This window comes from Micromonospora desertarenae (assembly GCF_056150265.1).
Map to the genome: position 1 here is coordinate 89,430 of NZ_JAXCFQ010000013.1, position 15,274 is coordinate 104,703.

At 75.8% G+C, this 15,274-nt stretch carries 15 protein-coding genes; 9 read left to right on the forward strand and 6 right to left on the reverse strand.

Going from position 1 to position 15,274, the window contains the following annotated elements:
- The first annotated feature begins 95 nt into the window (after positions 1-95).
- From SM577_RS24475 to SM577_RS24485, 3 genes are read left to right on the forward strand one after another with little or no spacing between them, the layout of a single operon-like run.
- Positions 96-524, forward strand: a complete 429-nt coding sequence (locus SM577_RS24475) for a DUF6069 family protein (RefSeq protein ID WP_474588062.1) — start codon at positions 96-98, stop codon at positions 522-524.
- A 14-nt stretch (positions 525-538) separates the two neighbouring features.
- Positions 539-1,657 (forward strand): sensor histidine kinase, encoded by a 1,119-nt coding sequence (locus SM577_RS24480; protein WP_474588063.1) that lies wholly within the window; start codon positions 539-541, stop codon positions 1,655-1,657.
- 7 nt (positions 1,658-1,664) lie between these two features.
- Complete coding sequence (locus tag SM577_RS24485; protein ID WP_302920048.1) at positions 1,665-2,279, forward strand: response regulator transcription factor; 615 nt, start codon at positions 1,665-1,667, stop codon at positions 2,277-2,279.
- A 117-nt stretch (positions 2,280-2,396) separates the two neighbouring features.
- Here the strand turns inward: SM577_RS24485 and SM577_RS24490 are convergent, their stop codons facing one another.
- Genes SM577_RS24490 through SM577_RS24515 form a run of 6 tightly spaced genes read right to left on the reverse strand, consistent with a single transcriptional unit; the run spans position 2,397 to position 8,640 of the window.
- Positions 2,397-3,380 carry a tetratricopeptide repeat protein gene (locus SM577_RS24490; RefSeq protein WP_474588064.1) on the reverse strand — a complete coding sequence of 328 codons (984 nt, stop codon included), beginning with the start codon at positions 3,378-3,380 and terminating at the stop codon, positions 2,397-2,399.
- A 57-nt stretch (positions 3,381-3,437) separates the two neighbouring features.
- A complete protein-coding gene (locus SM577_RS24495; protein ID WP_302920050.1) occupies positions 3,438-4,163 on the reverse strand; it encodes an ABC transporter ATP-binding protein in 726 nt (241 codons plus the stop codon).
- Positions 4,160-5,164, reverse strand: coding sequence for an ABC transporter ATP-binding protein (locus tag SM577_RS24500; protein ID WP_474581366.1), 1,005 nt, complete (start codon positions 5,162-5,164; stop codon positions 4,160-4,162). Before SM577_RS24500 ends, SM577_RS24495 begins: the two co-directional genes overlap by 4 nt.
- The gene (locus SM577_RS24505; RefSeq protein WP_474588065.1) at positions 5,161-6,039 is read right to left on the reverse strand and encodes an ABC transporter permease; all 879 of its coding nucleotides are present in this window, start codon (positions 6,037-6,039) and stop codon (positions 5,161-5,163) included. Before SM577_RS24505 ends, SM577_RS24500 begins: the two co-directional genes overlap by 4 nt.
- On the reverse strand, positions 6,032-7,081 hold the full coding sequence (locus SM577_RS24510) for an ABC transporter permease (RefSeq protein WP_474581364.1): 1,050 nt from the start codon (positions 7,079-7,081) through the stop codon (positions 6,032-6,034). Before SM577_RS24510 ends, SM577_RS24505 begins: the two co-directional genes overlap by 8 nt.
- Complete coding sequence (locus SM577_RS24515) at positions 7,048-8,640, reverse strand: ABC transporter substrate-binding protein (protein WP_474588066.1); 1,593 nt, start codon at positions 8,638-8,640, stop codon at positions 7,048-7,050. The genes SM577_RS24510 and SM577_RS24515 overlap by 34 nt, the downstream gene beginning before the upstream one ends.
- Positions 8,641-9,025: 385 nt before the next feature.
- Here SM577_RS24515 and SM577_RS24520 point away from each other — a divergent pair, with 385 nt between their 5' ends.
- From SM577_RS24520 to SM577_RS24545, 6 genes are all read left to right on the forward strand, one after another.
- The gene (locus SM577_RS24520; RefSeq protein WP_474588067.1) at positions 9,026-9,595 is read left to right on the forward strand and encodes a sigma-70 family RNA polymerase sigma factor; all 570 of its coding nucleotides are present in this window, start codon (positions 9,026-9,028) and stop codon (positions 9,593-9,595) included.
- Between the two features lie 88 nt (positions 9,596-9,683).
- Complete coding sequence (locus tag SM577_RS24525) at positions 9,684-10,442, forward strand: zf-HC2 domain-containing protein (protein WP_474588068.1); 759 nt, start codon at positions 9,684-9,686, stop codon at positions 10,440-10,442.
- Positions 10,443-10,538: 96 nt separating this feature from the next.
- A complete protein-coding gene (locus SM577_RS24530; RefSeq protein ID WP_302920057.1) occupies positions 10,539-11,129 on the forward strand; it encodes a copper chaperone PCu(A)C in 591 nt (196 codons plus the stop codon).
- Positions 11,126-12,358 (forward strand): Dyp-type peroxidase, encoded by a 1,233-nt coding sequence (locus tag SM577_RS24535; protein ID WP_474588069.1) that lies wholly within the window; start codon positions 11,126-11,128, stop codon positions 12,356-12,358. Before SM577_RS24530 ends, SM577_RS24535 begins: the two co-directional genes overlap by 4 nt.
- Positions 12,359-12,373: 15 nt before the next feature.
- Positions 12,374-12,964: a copper resistance CopC family protein gene (locus SM577_RS24540; RefSeq protein WP_474588070.1), complete on the forward strand. Its 591-nt coding sequence runs from the start codon at positions 12,374-12,376 to the stop codon at positions 12,962-12,964.
- A 119-nt stretch (positions 12,965-13,083) separates the two neighbouring features.
- Entirely contained in the window at positions 13,084-15,234 is a 2,151-nt protein-coding gene (locus SM577_RS24545; RefSeq protein WP_474588071.1) for a bifunctional copper resistance protein CopD/cytochrome c oxidase assembly protein, read from the forward strand.
- The last annotated feature ends 40 nt before the right edge of the window (positions 15,235-15,274 follow it).

Sequence of the window (15,274 nt, forward strand, 5' to 3'; positions counted from 1 at the left end):
GTCCTGCCCGGGACGGGATTCCTCGGCCTGCCGGCGGACCGGCCGGCCTCCGTAGCGTCGAGCGCGTCGGACGACGACATCCGAAAGGGGATCCCATGACACAGACCATCACCCGGCCTCGGCCGTCCGCGCGGTGGGGCCGTCGAGCGGCGGCGCTCGGGCTCGCCGTGATCGCCGGCCTCGCCGTCTGGCTGGTGTGCGACCCGCTCGCCGGACTGGACCTGACAGTCGGCCAGTCGGCGGCGACCCGAACCGTCGGGCCGGCCTCGATCGTCGTCGCCGCCCTGGTCGTCGGTGCCGCGGGATGGGCGCTGCTAGCGTTCCTGGAGCGACGGCTGCGGCGAGGGCGACGGGCATGGCGGATCACGGGGTGGACGGTGCTCGCGCTGTCCCTGCTCGGGCCGCTGTCGTCCGGGGCGACCGGCGGCGTGCTCGCCGGCCTGATCGCCATGCACGTGGCCGTCGGGACGACGCTGATCCTCGGGCTCGCACCCGGGGCGGACGCCGCCACCGCGGCCGGCTGAACGGACCGACACCGATGCGCGACACCTACTGCACCGAGCCGCAGCCGGCGGTGGCGTGGTTCGCCCGCCACCCCGGCCCGTGGTTCGCGCTGGTCTGGGCGCCGCTCCTGCTCACCGCGCCCCTCGTGGCCGCCCTGGCCGACGGTCGGGTGGCGCGGGCGGGTCACGTGGCGGCCATCGGCCTCGGCTACGCGTACGCCGTGTGGCTGCCCTTCCGGTCCCGGACGCCGAGGTGGCGCGCCGAGGCGGTGCTGGCCGTGCTCCTCCTGCTCGTCACCGCGTACCTGGTCCTCTGGCGCACCGACCGGCAGTTCGTGTTCCCCCTGCTCGCCATCGCGGTGGCGGTGGCGGTCCGGCCGCGCTGGGCGCCGGGCACGATCGCGTCCCTGACGATCAGCGGCGCGCTGGCCGTCGGCCTGGAGACCGGCTCGGTCGACGCCGCGCTGTCGTTGGGTTTCGCGACGTTCTTCGGCGGCGTCGGCACGTTCCTGGTCTACCACCTGCTCGACGTCGCCGCCGAGCTGCGCCGCACCCGCGAGCGCCTCGCCCGCGCCGCCGTCGACGAGGAACGGTTGCGCTTCTCGCGCGACCTGCACGACCTGCTCGGCCACACGCTGTCGGTGATGGTGGTGAGCGCGCAGGCGGTACGGCGGCTCGCCGAGCGCGACCCGGCCGCCGCGGCCGCGCACGCCCGCGACATCGAGACCACCGGTCGCCGGGCGCTGACCGAGGTGCGCCAGGCGGTCACCGGCTACCGCAGCGTGCGGCTGGCGGACGAGCTGGCCGGTGCCCGGACGGCGTTGGCCGCCGGCAACGTCCGGGTCGACCTCACCCCGCCGTCGGTCCCCCTCGACGCCGAGGTCGACTCCCTGCTCGGCTGGGTGGTCCGCGAGGGAACCACCAACGTCCTGCGGCACGCCCGCGCCCGCACCTGCCGGATCGCCGTGACCTCGGACGGCTCGACCGTGACCGTGGAGATCGTGGACGACGGCCGGGAAGGCCCGGCCGCTGCGGAGGGCAGCGGCCTGCACGGCCTGCGGGAGCGGGTCGAGGACCTGGGCGGCGAGCTGACCGCGTCCCGGACACCGGCGGGCTTCCGCCTGGCCGCGTCCGTACCCGTGGGCTCCCGGTAGGCCCGCGATGGACCGGACGACACGGGTGCTCATCGCGGAGGACCAGGGCATGATGCGCTCGGCCCTGGCCACCCTGCTCGACCTTGAGGACGACCTGACCGTGGTGGCCCAGGTCGCCCGCGGCGACGAGGTGGTGGCGGCGGTCGAGCGGGTACGGCCGGACGTCTGCCTGCTCGACATCGAGCTGCCCGGGCGCAGCGGCCTGGACGTCATCGGCGATCTGCTGCGGGCCGTCCCCTCGTGCGCCGTCATCGTGGTGACGACGTTCGGGCGGCCGGGCTACCTCCGGCGCGCGCTCCAGGCCGGCGCCAGGGCGTTCCTGGTCAAGGACGACCCGGTGGAGGACCTGGCGGCGGCCATCCGCCGGGTGCTCGCCGGCGAGATCGTCGTCGACCCGCAGCTCGCGGCGCGGGCGCTCGGCGCCAGCCCCAACCCGCTGTCCGAACGCGAGCGGGAGGTGCTCGCCGCCTCCGCCGACGGCGCGACCATCGCCGACCTGGCCGCGCGGCTGCACCTGTCGCCGAGCACGGTCCGCAACTACCTGTCGGCGGCCATCGGCAAGACGGACACCCGCAACCGGGCCGAGGCGTACCGGCGCGCCCGCGACCAGGGCTGGCTCTGAGGGATCGTCGCGCGTCCCGCCGCCGGGAGGCGATCACCGTCGCGGGGGCGTCGCCGGCCGGACGGGCCGCCGGCGGTCGAACCGACGTCGACCGCGAGCGCCCCGTCCCGGCCGGGTTCAGCCGGCCCACTCCCAGACGGCGCGGAAGCCCTCGGTCTGGCGCACCCAGAAGTAGCCGTAGACGGCGGTGCTACCCAGGTAGGGCCCGATCTGCCCGAGCAGCGCCCTGGTGCCCTTCCGGTCGTGCCCGGCCAGGTAGTTGGCCAGCGCCAGCCAGTGGCGCAGCGTGATCCCCCGACCGATCAGGCGAGGTTCGCCGGCTCCGCGCCACTTGGCGGCGCACGCCTGGATCTCCCGGATCACCTCCGGCCGGTGGAAGTAGTCCGCCTTCGCGCCCAGCGACTCCGCCCGCGTGTCGAAGCCGTACTCGCGCAGGGCGTACTCGAAGTGGGCGAGCAGCGGCAGCATCGCCACCGACGAGCCGGCGGGCGCGGCGGCGGCAGGCTCGCGGGCCGCGGCGAACATCTGCTCGTGCGAGCCGTACCACTTCTCGCAGTAGAAGGTCACCGCCATCAGGTGCGCCTCGAAGTTGTCCGGGTCGCGCGCGACCGCCTCGTCCATCGCCGCGCGGAACTCCTCGCGCTGCCGGTGGCCGTTGGCGAGCGTCGACGCCATCCGGGTCACCCAGGGGTACGGGTCGTCGGGGTTGAGCTTCACCGCGCGCTCGCTGGCCTGCGCGGCGAGGGCGGAGAGCCGCTCGAACTCCCGGAACTGCTCGCGGGTGGTGTTGCGCGCGGAGGCGTAGCCCCGGGCCTCGCCGGCCTGGTCCATCAGGGCGTCGGCGCGCAGGACCGCGACCGTCGGGTCGTCCGGCACGGCGGCTTCCCAGGCGTCCAGCCAGTGCGGCGCCTGCCCGGCGGCGCCACCCAGCACGGAGAGCCGGCGTCCGCGCAGCTCCCAGTCCCGGCCGGTGGCGGCGATCAGGCCCCGGACCGCCGGCCAGTCACCCGCGAGCGCCCGGTCACGCGCGGCGCGCAGGTCCAGGTCGGCCTGGGCCAGGTCGGTGTCCGGGGCGGGCGGCTTGCGGAAGAGTCCGAACATCGGGCGATCATAAGATCAACACAATTCACCGTCCACCCCGCCTGCCGCGGCGGAGCCTCAGGATCGTCGGGACAGGGCCCGGTCCCGGTGGTCGGCCGATCCCGGCCGCGCCGGGGACGCGGGCCGCGCGGCGAGGTCGACGCCGCGGCTGGCCCACCGGCTCATCAGGGCGGTGTCGTGCGTGATGAGCAGGACCCCTGCCGTGTGCTCCCGCTGATAGGCGGTGATGACGGCGGCGACGTGGGCCTGGGTGGAGGCGTCGAGCATGGCGGTGGCCTCGTCGCAGATCAGGTAGTCGGGCCGGTGGACGAGGGCCCGGGCGAGGCAGGCGCGTTGGAGCTGCCCGTCGCTGACGGCGTGGGGCCGGCGGCCGAGCAGGTCCGGGGTGAGCCCGACGAGGTCGGCCAGTTCGGTGGTGCGGGCGCGGACGGCCGGGGCGGGAACGCCGGTGGCGCGCAGCGGTTCGGCGACGATGTCGGCGAGGCTGAGCCGGGGGTCGGTGGCGGCGCGCGGGCTCTGGAACAGGATCGCCACCCGGGTCCGCACGGCGGCCGGCACGCGGTGGCGGGCTCCCCGGATCGGCACGCCGTCGATGCTGACGTGGCCGCCCTCGGGGGTGTGCAGCAGGGCGAGGACCCGGGCGAGGGTGGACTTGCCGCTGCCGGAGGGGCCGCGCAGCCCGACGGTCTCGCCCGGGGCGATGTGCAGGTCGACGCCGTCGAGGACGCGCTGCCGGCCGTAGCTGACGGTGACCTGTCGGGCGGCCAGCCCGGCGTCGCTCATGTCGGTGCTCCGATCCGGTGGTGACAGGCGACCCGGCTCGTCGCGACGCGGGCGAGGTCCGGCTGGGTGTGACAGGCGTCGGTGCGGTGGCCGCAGCGGGGCGCGAAGGCGCAGCCGGCGGGCAGGTCGGTGAGCATGGGCGGGTGGCCGGGAACCGGTCGGAACGCCCGGTCGGGCAGCGCGTCGAGCAGCGCCGCGGCGTACGGGTGGGCGGGGGCGGTGAACAGCGCGTCGGCGGGTGCGTGTTCGACGACGCGGCTGGCGTACATCACGGCGACGGTGTCCGCGACCCGGCGCGCGGCGGCGAGGTCGTGGGTGATGAGCAGGACCGCGGCGCCGGTGTCGCAGCGCCGGCGCAGCAGGTCGAGGGTGTGGTCGACCAGTGGCCGGTCCAGGCCGGTGGTGGGTTCGTCGGCGAGCAGCAGTGGTGGATCCGGGGCCAGGGCGAGCGCGGTGACCAGTCGCTGGGCCATGCCACCGGAGAGTTCGTGGGGGTAGCGGTCGAGGTCGGCGGGTTCGAGGCCGACGTCGGCGGCGAGCCGGACCGCGGCGTCGGACGCCGCGGCGCGGCTGTGGCCGTGGGCACGCAGGGTCTCGGTGAGCAGCCGGCGTCCGGTGCGCACGGGGGTGAGGGCGGTGGCGGGGCTCTGCGGGATCAGCCCGACGGCGCGGCCCCGGACGTGCCGGGCGAGGTGCCGCTCACCGCAGCCGAGCAGGTCCACCGCGCCGGCGGCGGTGTGCAGGCGGGCCCGGCCGGTGACGGTGGCGTTGCCCGGGAGCAGACCCAGCAGGGCGTGCGCGAGCACGGACTTGCCGCAGCCCGACTCGCCGACGACGGCGAGCAGCTCGCCGGGTCGGATCGCCACGCGCAGGTCGGTGACGGCGTGCACGACGGCGTCGCGGAGCTGGAAGCGGACGGTGAGGCCGTCGACGTCCAGCAACGGGGGCCACTCCGCGGTGTCGCCGGTGGCGGCGGGCGCGTGGGTGGGGGTGGCGGTCACAGGTTCAGCTCCGCTCGGACGCGGGGGTCGAGGCGGTCCCGCCAGCGGCCGGTGAGGGTGGCCAGGGCGAGGGTGACCACGATCAGGACCAGGCCCGGGGTGAGGCTGGCCCACCAGGCGCCGGTGAGCAGGGACCGCTGCCCATCGTTGATCATGTTGCCCAGCGAGGCCAGGTGCGGGGGCAGGCCGAGACCGAGGAACGACAGCGCGGTCTCGTGCCAGACGGCGTGCGGCACCATCAGCGTGGTCGCCAACGCGAGGCGGGGCAGCACGTGCGGCAGCAGGTGCCGGGTGAGCACGCGGGCCCGGCTGGCACCGCCGGAGATCGCGGCGTCGATGAACGGGCGGGTCCGCAGGCTGAGCAGTTCCGAGCGGACGATGCGCGCGGTGGACAGCCAGTGCGTGAGCCCGATGGACAGGATCACCGCGCCGAGGCTGGGGCGCAGCATCGCGACGACGAAGATGCCCAGCAGCAGGTGCGGCAGGGCGGCGATGGTGTCGACGACGCGCATCAGCGCCCGGTCGACCCAACCGCCGACGGTGCCGGCGACCGCACCGACGCAGCCGCCGATGACCGTGGCCACCAGCGCGGCGATCGCGCCGACGAGCAGGGAGATCCGCAGCCCGTAGAGGCTGCGGTGGAGGACGTCGCGGCCCAGGTCGTCGGTGCCGGCCGGGTGCTCCCCGGAGGGGGCGAGCCGGATGGCGCCCAGCTCGACGGCGCTCTGGTCGAGCGGCCAGAGGACGGGAGCCAGCAGGCAGGCGGCGACGGCGGAAGCGAGCACGACGGCGGCGACGGCGACTCCGGCACGGCCGGTACGGGGCACCGGCCGGCGGGGCCGGTGGAGGCGGGACGGGGCGGCGAGGTCAGTCATCGAGGCGTACCCGGGGATCGGCGGCGGCGTAGCCGAGGTCGGTGAGCAGGTTGGCGGTCAGCACCACGACGGTGGTGGCCAGGGTGGTCGCGGCCAGCAGCGGGAAGTCGCTGCCCAGCGCGGCCTGCACGGTGACCGCGCCGAGGCCGGGCAGCGAGAACACCGTCTCCACCAGCACCGCGCCGCCGACCAGCTCGGGCAGGTGGGTGCCGACCAGGGTCAGGAACGGCAGCAGCGCGGTACGCAGGGCGTGCCCGAACAGGACGGTGCGGCCGGGCAGGCCGCGGGCGCGGGCGGCGAGGACGTGGTCGTCGCGCAGGCTGTCGGCGACGGCGTCGCGGATGAACAGCACGAACCACGGCGCCTGGGAGAGCGCCAGCACGGTCACCGGCAGGATCAGGTGCCGGGCCACGTCGGCCGGGTCCGTGCCGGTGGCCGTGATGTCGGTCAGGCCGCCGGCGGGCAGCCACCCCAGGCTGAGCGCGAACACCGCGATCGCGGCCAGCCCGAGCCAGAACACCGGCATCGACTGCACCGCGTACGCGCTCGCGCGCAGGGCCCGGTCGAACCAGCCGCCCCGCCGGTAGGCGGCCAGGGTGCCGAGCAGCAGGCTCGCCAGCAGCACGAGGACGAGGGCGGCGCCGACGAGCAGCAGCGTCCAGCCGGCCCGCGCGGCGAGCACGGCGGTTACCGGCTCGTGCCGGCTGGTCGACCAGCCGAGGTCACCCTGGAGCAGGTTGCCGACCCAGCGGGCGTACTGCACCGGGAGCGGGTCGTCGACGCCCCAGTTGGCGCGGATCTGGGCCAGGTTCTCCTCGCTGGTGGTGAACGCGGCCGCGCCCGCGTACTGCTGGGCGGGGTCGATCGGGGAGGCCGCACCGAGGGCGAACATGCCGGCGCTGGTCGCGGCGAGGACCGGGACGGCGACCAGCAGCCGGCGGCGGATCACCGCGCCGGCGCCGGCCAGCCGCCGGGAGCGGCGGGCGCCGCGGACGGGACCGGCCGCGGTCACGACGTCCGGGTCCAGGTGTCGATGTTCCACCAGAGGCTGTTGGCCACGTCGTGCTCGTGCGGCTCCACCCGCGGCGTGACCCCGACCACCGCGTCCCGCACCACGTAGGTGTGCTGGAGGTACGTGAGGAACACCCACGGCAGGTCGGTGGCGAGCTGCTTCTGGAAGGTGGCGTACGCGGCCTTGCGGGTGGCCGGGTCGGCGTTGTCCCGGCCGTCCTGCAACGCCTTGTCCACCACCGGGGAGACGTACCGGCCGGGGTTGAAGAAGCCCTGGCCGGCGAGGGCGGAGCCGAACAGCTTGTGGGAGACGAAGTCCGGGTCGTACGGGGTGCCGTAGCCCATGACCAGCGCGTCGGTCTTCATCCGTGGGGTGATCGCGTCCCAGGTCAGGCCCTCCGGCGTGACCGTGATGCCGGCCTTCTTCGCGTCTGCGGTCACCGCCAGGGCGAGTTCCTTGCGCAGGCTGTCGGTGGCCGGGTACATCAGGGTGAACGCCGCCGGTCGACCGTCCTTGACCCGCACGCCGTCCGGGCCGGGCCGCCAGCCGGCGGCGTCGAGCACGGCGGCGGCCGTGGCGAGGTCGGCGGCGGGCTTGCCGGCGATGGACGGTTCGGCGAAGTCCGACGACGGCGGCACCGGCCCGAACGCGGGCTCCCCGGCTCCGCCGAGCACTCCGGTGACCATCGCCTGCCGGTCGACCGCGGCGTTGAGGGCCCGGCGGATCGCCGGGTCGCCGAGGACGGGGTTGCCCATCGGCAGCATCACGCCGCGGTAGTCGGCGGTGGGCACCCGGTGCACCCGGTGGCCGGGCTGCCCGTCGAAGCCGGCGGCCAGTTTCGGAGCGAGTTCGGCGGCGTCGAACTCGCCGGCCCGCATGCGCTGCGCGCGCACGTTGTCGTCGGCGACGAAGGCCACCACGACGCCGGAGTTGGCCGGCTTGCCGCCCCAGTACTTCTCGTTCGCCGCGAGCACGAGCCGGTCGCCCGGAACCCACGAGGTCACCCGGTAGGGGCCGGTGCCGACCGGCTTGCGGTTGAACTCGGCCCGGTTGACGTCCTGCCCGGCGAACGCCTTCGCCGGCACGATGCCCAGCGTCAGCCGCTGCAGGAACGGCGCGTAGGCGTACTTCAGGGTGAACACGACGGTCGACGGGTCGGGCGCGGTGACCGAGGTGAGCATGTCCAGGTCGGAACGGAGCGTCGAGTCGACCTTCGGGTCCAGCACCGCCTGGTAGGTGAAGACGACGTCCTGCGCGGTCAGCGCGGCGCCGTCGTGGAACAGCACACCGTCGCGCAACCTCGCGGTGACCGTCCGGCCGTCCGCGGACACCACGGGCAGCTCCCGGGCCAGCGCCGGCACCAGCTGGTTGCGCCCGTCCCGGGCGACCAGGCCGTCGAAGATCAGCGATCCGCCGTCGACGCCGTAGTTCAGCACCGGGTTCAACGTCTCGGGTTCGCCCCCGGTGGCCACCACGAAGGTGCCGCCGGCGTTGGTGCCGGCCGGCGAGGTGGCCGACGAGCAGCCGGCGACGGCGAGGGCGGTGGCGACGGCCAGGGCCGTGACGCGCGCGGAGAGCGGCTTACCCATGACGTGCTCCTGACGAGTGCGGGTGCGACGGCCGGGCCGGGGACGTCGGCGGCTCGGCACCGGTGCGCGCCGACCGCGGACCCGGGTATCGCCACTCTTCCTCAGTTGCCAAACCTTGGCAACAAGCCTCCGGCGAGTCCCCGCATGATCAAGATCACGCGGGGGTGGTGACCGGCCGAGCGCTGATTTCGTCATCGCCGGGAACTCGACGGGCCCGGGCTGCGACCAACGAGCGGTGGCCACACCGGCCACCTCGTGCGGTCCGAGGCGGTCGGCGCGGACGTGTGGAGCAAGGAGCCCAGGTGACACGTGCACGGTCGGCAGCCAGGGACCACCCGTCCGACCTCGCCCTGCCGGCGCCGCGGGACCGACCCGGAGGCGCCGGATGACTGACGACGAGGCGGAGATCACGGCGTGCGCGCTGGCCGCCGGGCGGGGCGACCAGGACGCCGCCGGCCGATTCGTCCGGGCGACCCAGCAGCAGGTCCGGCGTTTCCTCGCCGCCCTGGTCTCCCCCACCGAGGCCGACGACCTGGCCCAGGAGACCTTCCTGCGGGCGTTCCGGTCGTTGCCGTCGTTCGCCGGACGCTCGTCCGCGCGGACCTGGCTGCTCGCCATCGCCCGCCGCGTCGCGGCGGACCACGTCCGCACCGTCACGTCGCGTCCCCGGACGGTGCCGATGTCGGACGGCTACGACGACCTCGACGTCTCCCGCAGCGGCTTCGACGGGCAGGTCGTACTGGAGCAACTGATCGCGGCCCTGCCCGCCGAACGGCGGGAGGCGTTCGTCGCCACCCAGGTCCTCGGCCTGCCCTACGCCGAGGCGGCGGCGGTCTGCGACTGCCCGGTCGGCACCATCCGCTCCCGGGTGGCCCGGGCCCGGGAAGATCTCGTCGCCGCGGTGGACAACCGGACCGCGCCGGGCTCGCGCCGCGGCGACGACGCCGCCGGATGACCCGGCGCACCGGCTTTGACCTGCGTCGATACCGGGTTTCCCGGCACCAGCCGGGAACCAACGCCGCCGCCGGGCCGACTACCGGTACATGAGGTGTGAGCAGTGGCGCGAGGTGTTGTCGGCCCAGCTGGACGGTGAGGAGACGCCCGCGGAGCGGACCGCGGCCGAGACCCACCTGGCCGGCTGTGCCGACTGCCGGACCTGGTTCGACCGGGCCGCCGCGGTGACCCGCCGGGCCCGGCTGTCGGTCACCGTCGCCGGGGACGACCGCACCGACGCCATCCTCGCCGCCCTGCCCGCACCGGCGCCGTACCGCCGGCGGCACCGGCTCGTGCTCACCCTGCGGGCCGTGCTGGGCCTGATCGGGGCCCTGCAACTCCTGCTCGGCCTGGCGCAGATCGGGCGCGGTGCGGCCGACGATCACGCCCACTCGGCGGCCGGCGCGCTGACATCGGGGCACCTGTGGCACGAGTCGGCGGCGTGGAACGTCGCCGTCGGCGCGGGGTTCCTGTTCGTGGCCGCCCGGCGCACCCGACCGACCGGTCTGGTGCCGATGCTGAGCGCGTTCGTCGGCACACTGGTGCTGCTGTCGGCCAACGACCTGGTGATCGGGCGGGTGGACACCGCACGGCTGGTCAGCCACGGTTTCCTGCTCGCCGGCTACGCGATCGTGGTCGCCATGTCCCGGTCGGGCCGACGGCCCGACGGCCCGTCCGAGCGCGGCCGTTCGCCGCAGAGCCGCTGGCGGCTGCCGGCCGAGGACGAGATCCCCGCGCCGGCCAACCTGCGGCTGCTGCCGCCACCCCACCCCGGGTCCGCGTACCGCCGGGACCGCACGGCGGCCTGACCCGGCCAGCCACCCACACGCACACCCACACCCTGCGGAGCCTCCTGGCCCGCCGGGCCGACCACCACGCCACATCGACCTTTCGAGGGGACCTCCATGCCCAGCACCGTCAGCGTCCGGCGCCCGCGCCCGGCCGTCCTGCTCGCCACCGCCCTCCTGGCCGCGGCCACCGCCGGCTGCGCGGGCGACGCGCCGGCCGCCCCGAGCCCGTCGGTCTCCGCGTCGCCGAGCCCCGCCGCGGGCGTGCTCGGAGTCCGGGACCCGTGGGTGAAGGCGGCCGACACGGGGATGACCGCCGCGTTCGGGACGCTGGTCAACGACGGCGTCACCGACGTGACGATCACCGCCGCGGCCACCGACGTGTCCCCGATGGAGCTGCACGAGATGACCATGAAGGACGGCAGGATGGTCATGCGGGCCAAGCCGGGCGGCATCGTGGTCAGGGCGAAGAGCAGCCACGTGCTCGAACCGGGCGGCGACCACCTGATGCTGATGGACCTCACCCGGCCGGTCCGGGCCGGCGACGAGCTGACCTTCACCCTCACCTTCGCCGACGGCCGCACCCAGACGTTCACCGCGGTGGCCAAGCCGTTCACCGGCGCCCAGGAGAGCTACGACCCCGGCCACGGCGCGCCGATGTCCGCCCCCGGCGCCACGCCCGGGACGAGCACGAGCCCGGCGTCATGACCGAGCGCTCCCCGGCGCGGCCGGTGAGCAGGCGGGGCCTGCTCACCGGCGGCGCCCTGGCCGCCGGCGGCGCGCTCGCCGGCGCCACCGCCGTCACCGCCGCCGCCCGATCCGACGACCCGGCGGTACGCCCCGTCCCGGCGGTCCCGGTGGCGCGGGTCGGCACCGCTGTCGAGCCGTTCCACGGGCCCCGCCAGGCCGGTGTCGCCACCGACCCGCAGGCGCACGCCGCGTTCGTCGCGTTCACCCTCCGGCCGGGCACCGACCGGGCGGCGCTCGGGCGGATGCTGCGGCTGCTCACCGACGACGCCGCCCGCCTCGCCCAGGGCCGGCCCGCCCTGGCCGACACCGAACCGGAACTCGGGCTGCTGCCGGCCCGGCTGACCGTGACCGTCGGCTTCGGCCCCGGCCTCTACCGGGCCGCCGGCCTCGACGACCGGCGCCCGCCGTCGGTGGCCGACCTGCCCCGGTTCGGCATCGACCGCCTCCAGCCACGCTGGTCGGGCGGGGACCTGCTGCTGCAGATCTGCGCCGACGACCCGGTCACCGTCGCCCACGCCCAGCGCGTGCTGGTGAAGGACAGTCGACCCTTCGCCACGGTGGCCTGGGTGCAGCAGGGTTTCCGGCGGGCGGCCGGCGCCGAACCGGGACGCACCCAGCGCAACCTGTTCGGTCAGCTCGACGGCACCGCCAACCCGGAGCCGGGCGCACCCCTGGACACGGCGGTGTGGGTGCCGGACGGGCCGCCGTGGCTGCGCGACAGCAGCACGCTGGTCCTGCGGCGGATCAGCATGAACCTCGAGACCTGGGACCTGCTCGGCCGTACCGACCGGGAGCTGGCGGTGGGCCGCCGGCTCGACACCGGCGCTCCGCTCACCGGCACCGCCGAGCGCGACGAGCCCGACTTCGCCGCCCTCGGGCCGGACGGGCTCACCGTCATCCCGGACTTCTCGCACCTCACCCGTGCCCGGGTCGGTGAGGACCGGTTGAAGATCCTGCGCCGTCCGTACAACTACGACGGCGTCCCGACGGCGGACGGCACCGCCGACAGCGGGTTGATCTTCGCCTCCTACCAGGCCGACGTCGCCCGTCAGTTCCTGCCCATCCAACGGCGCCTCGCCGAGCGGGACCTGCTCAACGAGTGGACCACCCCGATCGGCTCCGCCGTCTTCGCGATCCCACCCGGCTGCCCCGAGGGCGGCTGGATCGGCCAGCAACTGCTCGGCTGACCCGACAGGAGAACCATGCACACCCACGCCCGCCGGTCCGTCGCCGGCCTGCTCGCCGCCACGCTGGCCGCCGTCGCGGCGCTGTTCGTACCGGCCCAGCCGGCCGCCGCGCACAACACGCTGAAGGCCGCCACCCCGGCCCGGGACGCCCGGCTCACCACGGCGCCGACGCGGATCACGCTCGAGTTCATGGAGAAGCTGAACCCGGCCTTCACCACCATCGCGATCTCGGACGCCGCCCAGCACAGGATCCCCGCCAGCGGGCCGACCGTCACCGGGGCGACGGGCACCGTGACGATCGACGAGCCGCTGGCCAACGGCACCTACACCGTCGCCTACCGGGTGGTCTCCGCCGACGGGCACCCGGTGCAGGGCTCGTACCGGTTCACCGTCGCCGACCTCTCCGCCACCGCGGGCCCGCAGGCCGGCACAGCGACGACGCCCTCGGCGCCGGCGGCCGAGCCGTCGTCGGTCAGCCCCGCGTCGGCGACCGGCGACCCCGACCGCGGACCCGGCGCACCGGCCCTGGTCGGTGGCGTGCTCCTGCTGGCGACGCTCGCCGCCGGGGCGGTGGTGCTGCTGCGCCGACGCCGCACCGCGTCCTGACCGCCGGCGCGGCACCGGTGAACCCGCCGCCACCGACCAACCCCGACCCCGCGGTCCGCGGCCCGGCGACCACCCACGACCGCGCTGCCGCCGACCGCCCCGACACCGAGGTCTCCGACGTGCCAGACATCGCCTCCGCCCCCACCCGTCAGCACCGCTCCGCGCCCACCGGCGGCGCGGCGGCGGGCGCCGGACCGGCGGCGCCACCGGCCGTACGCCGGTCGGCCGGCCCGGACGCGCTGGTGACCGCCGCCGCCCTGGCGTCGGCGGTGGCCGTCCTGGTGCTGGCGCTGCGGGTCGGCGACGCGCTGGTGGCCGCGATCCCCGGCCTGCCGGACCCGGGACCGGTGACGGCCTGGGCGTTGCCGGCCGTCCGGCTGCTCGTCGACGGCCTGGCCACGGTGACCGTGGGGCTGACGGTGACGGCGGCCTTCCTGCTGCCCGGCGACGGACCGAGCGTCTCCCCGTACGGCTGGCTGCTGCTGCGCCGCGCGGGCCTGGCCGCGGCGGCCTGGGCGGCGGCCGCCCTGGTGCTCATCGTGCTCACCGTGTCCGACGTGCTCGGGGTGCCGGCGGGCCGGTTGGGCGCCGCGAGCGTGGTCAGCTTCGCCACCGCCATCTCGCAGGGTCAGGCCCTGCTGCTCCAGGCCGGCCTGGCGCTGGCCGTGGCGGTGCTGGCCCGGGTGGGCGTGTCACGGGGCCTGGCCGCCGCCGCGGCGCTGGTGGCGATGGTCGCGGTGGTGCCGCCGGCGTTCACCGGGCACGCCGCCGGGGCGGGCAACCACCAGGTCGCGGTCTCCAGCCTCGTGCTGCACGTCCTGGCCGCCGCGCTGTGGGTGGGTGGGCTGGTGGCGCTGCTGATGGTGCGCCGGAGCCGGCACCTCGCCGACGCGGTGGGTCGCTACAGCCGGCTGGCGCTGGGCTGCTTCGTGGCCGTCGCGGTGAGCGGAACCGTCAACGCCGCCGTCCGCCTCGGCAGCGTCGAGGAGCTGTGGCGGTCGCGGTACGGGTGGCTGGTGCTCGGCAAGCTGGCCGCGCTGGCGGTCCTGGGCGCGGTCGGCGCGGCACACCGGGCGCGCACCCTGCCGGCGCTGCGCTCGGGGCGGCGTGGCGCGTTCGCCCGGCTGGCCGCCGGCGAGGTGGTCGTCTTCGCGGCGGTGCTGGGACTGGCGGTGGCGCTGTCCCGCAGTCCCACGCCGGTGGCGGCCGACCCGGTCGACGCCGATCCGATCACCGAGCTGCTCGGCTTCCCGATGCCCGCCGCGCCGACGCCCGGACGACTGCTGGGCCAGCCGCTGCCGGACCTGTTCGTGCTGAGCGCGGTCGCGGTGGGCGCGGCCGGCTACCTGGCCGGGGTGTGGCGGCTGCGCCGGGGCGGACACCGCTGGCCGGCCGCCCGCACCGCGAGCTGGCTCGGCGGGCTGGCGGTGCTCGCCGCGGTCACCACCCTGGGCGTGGCCCGGTACGCGTACGTGCTGTTCAGCGCGCACATGGTGCAGCACATGGTGCTCTCCATGCTGGTGCCGATCCTGCTCGTCGGTGGGGCCCCGGTCACCCTGGCCCTGCGCGCGCTGCGCCGCCCCACCGACCCCGACGTGCGGGGCGCCCGGGAGTGGCTGCTGCTGGCACTGCACAGCCGGCCCGCCAGGCTGCTCACCCACCCGCTCGTGGCGTTGGGCGGCTACGCGGGCAGCCTCTTCGCCCTGTACTTCAGCGACCTGCTGGGCACCCTGATGCGCTCGCACGTCGGGCACCTGGCCATGCTCGTCCACTTCGTCATCGCCGGCTACCTGCTGTTCTGGGTGCTCATCGGCGTCGACCCGGGCCGGCCGCGGGTGTCGTACCCGATCCTGGTGATCGTCCACCTGGCGGCGATGATGGCGCACGGCTTCTTCGGCCTGGTGCTGATGCAGACCACCACGGTCATCGCCCCGGACTGGTACCTGGCCGTGCATCCGGCGTGGGCGTCCTCGTTGCTGGAGGACCAGCGGCTCGGCGCCGGCATCGCCTGGGCGTTCGGCGAGATCCCGGCCGCCGTCGTCATGGTCGTCCTCGTGCGCCAGTGGGTCCGGGCCGACCAGCGGGAACAGGCCCGCCTGGACCGGGCGGCCGACCGTGCCGAGGAGACCGGCGAGGTCGACGACCTGGCCCGCTACAACGCCTTCCTCGCCGCCGCCAGCCAGGCCGACCGGGCGGCACCGCAGTCCGACCGCCCGGCACGACAGGCCGACGGCGCGGCACGACAGGCCGAGGGCGCCGCGGACGGATGAGCCGCACCGACCCGAGCGGTCGACCGGGAACTTCCTGAGG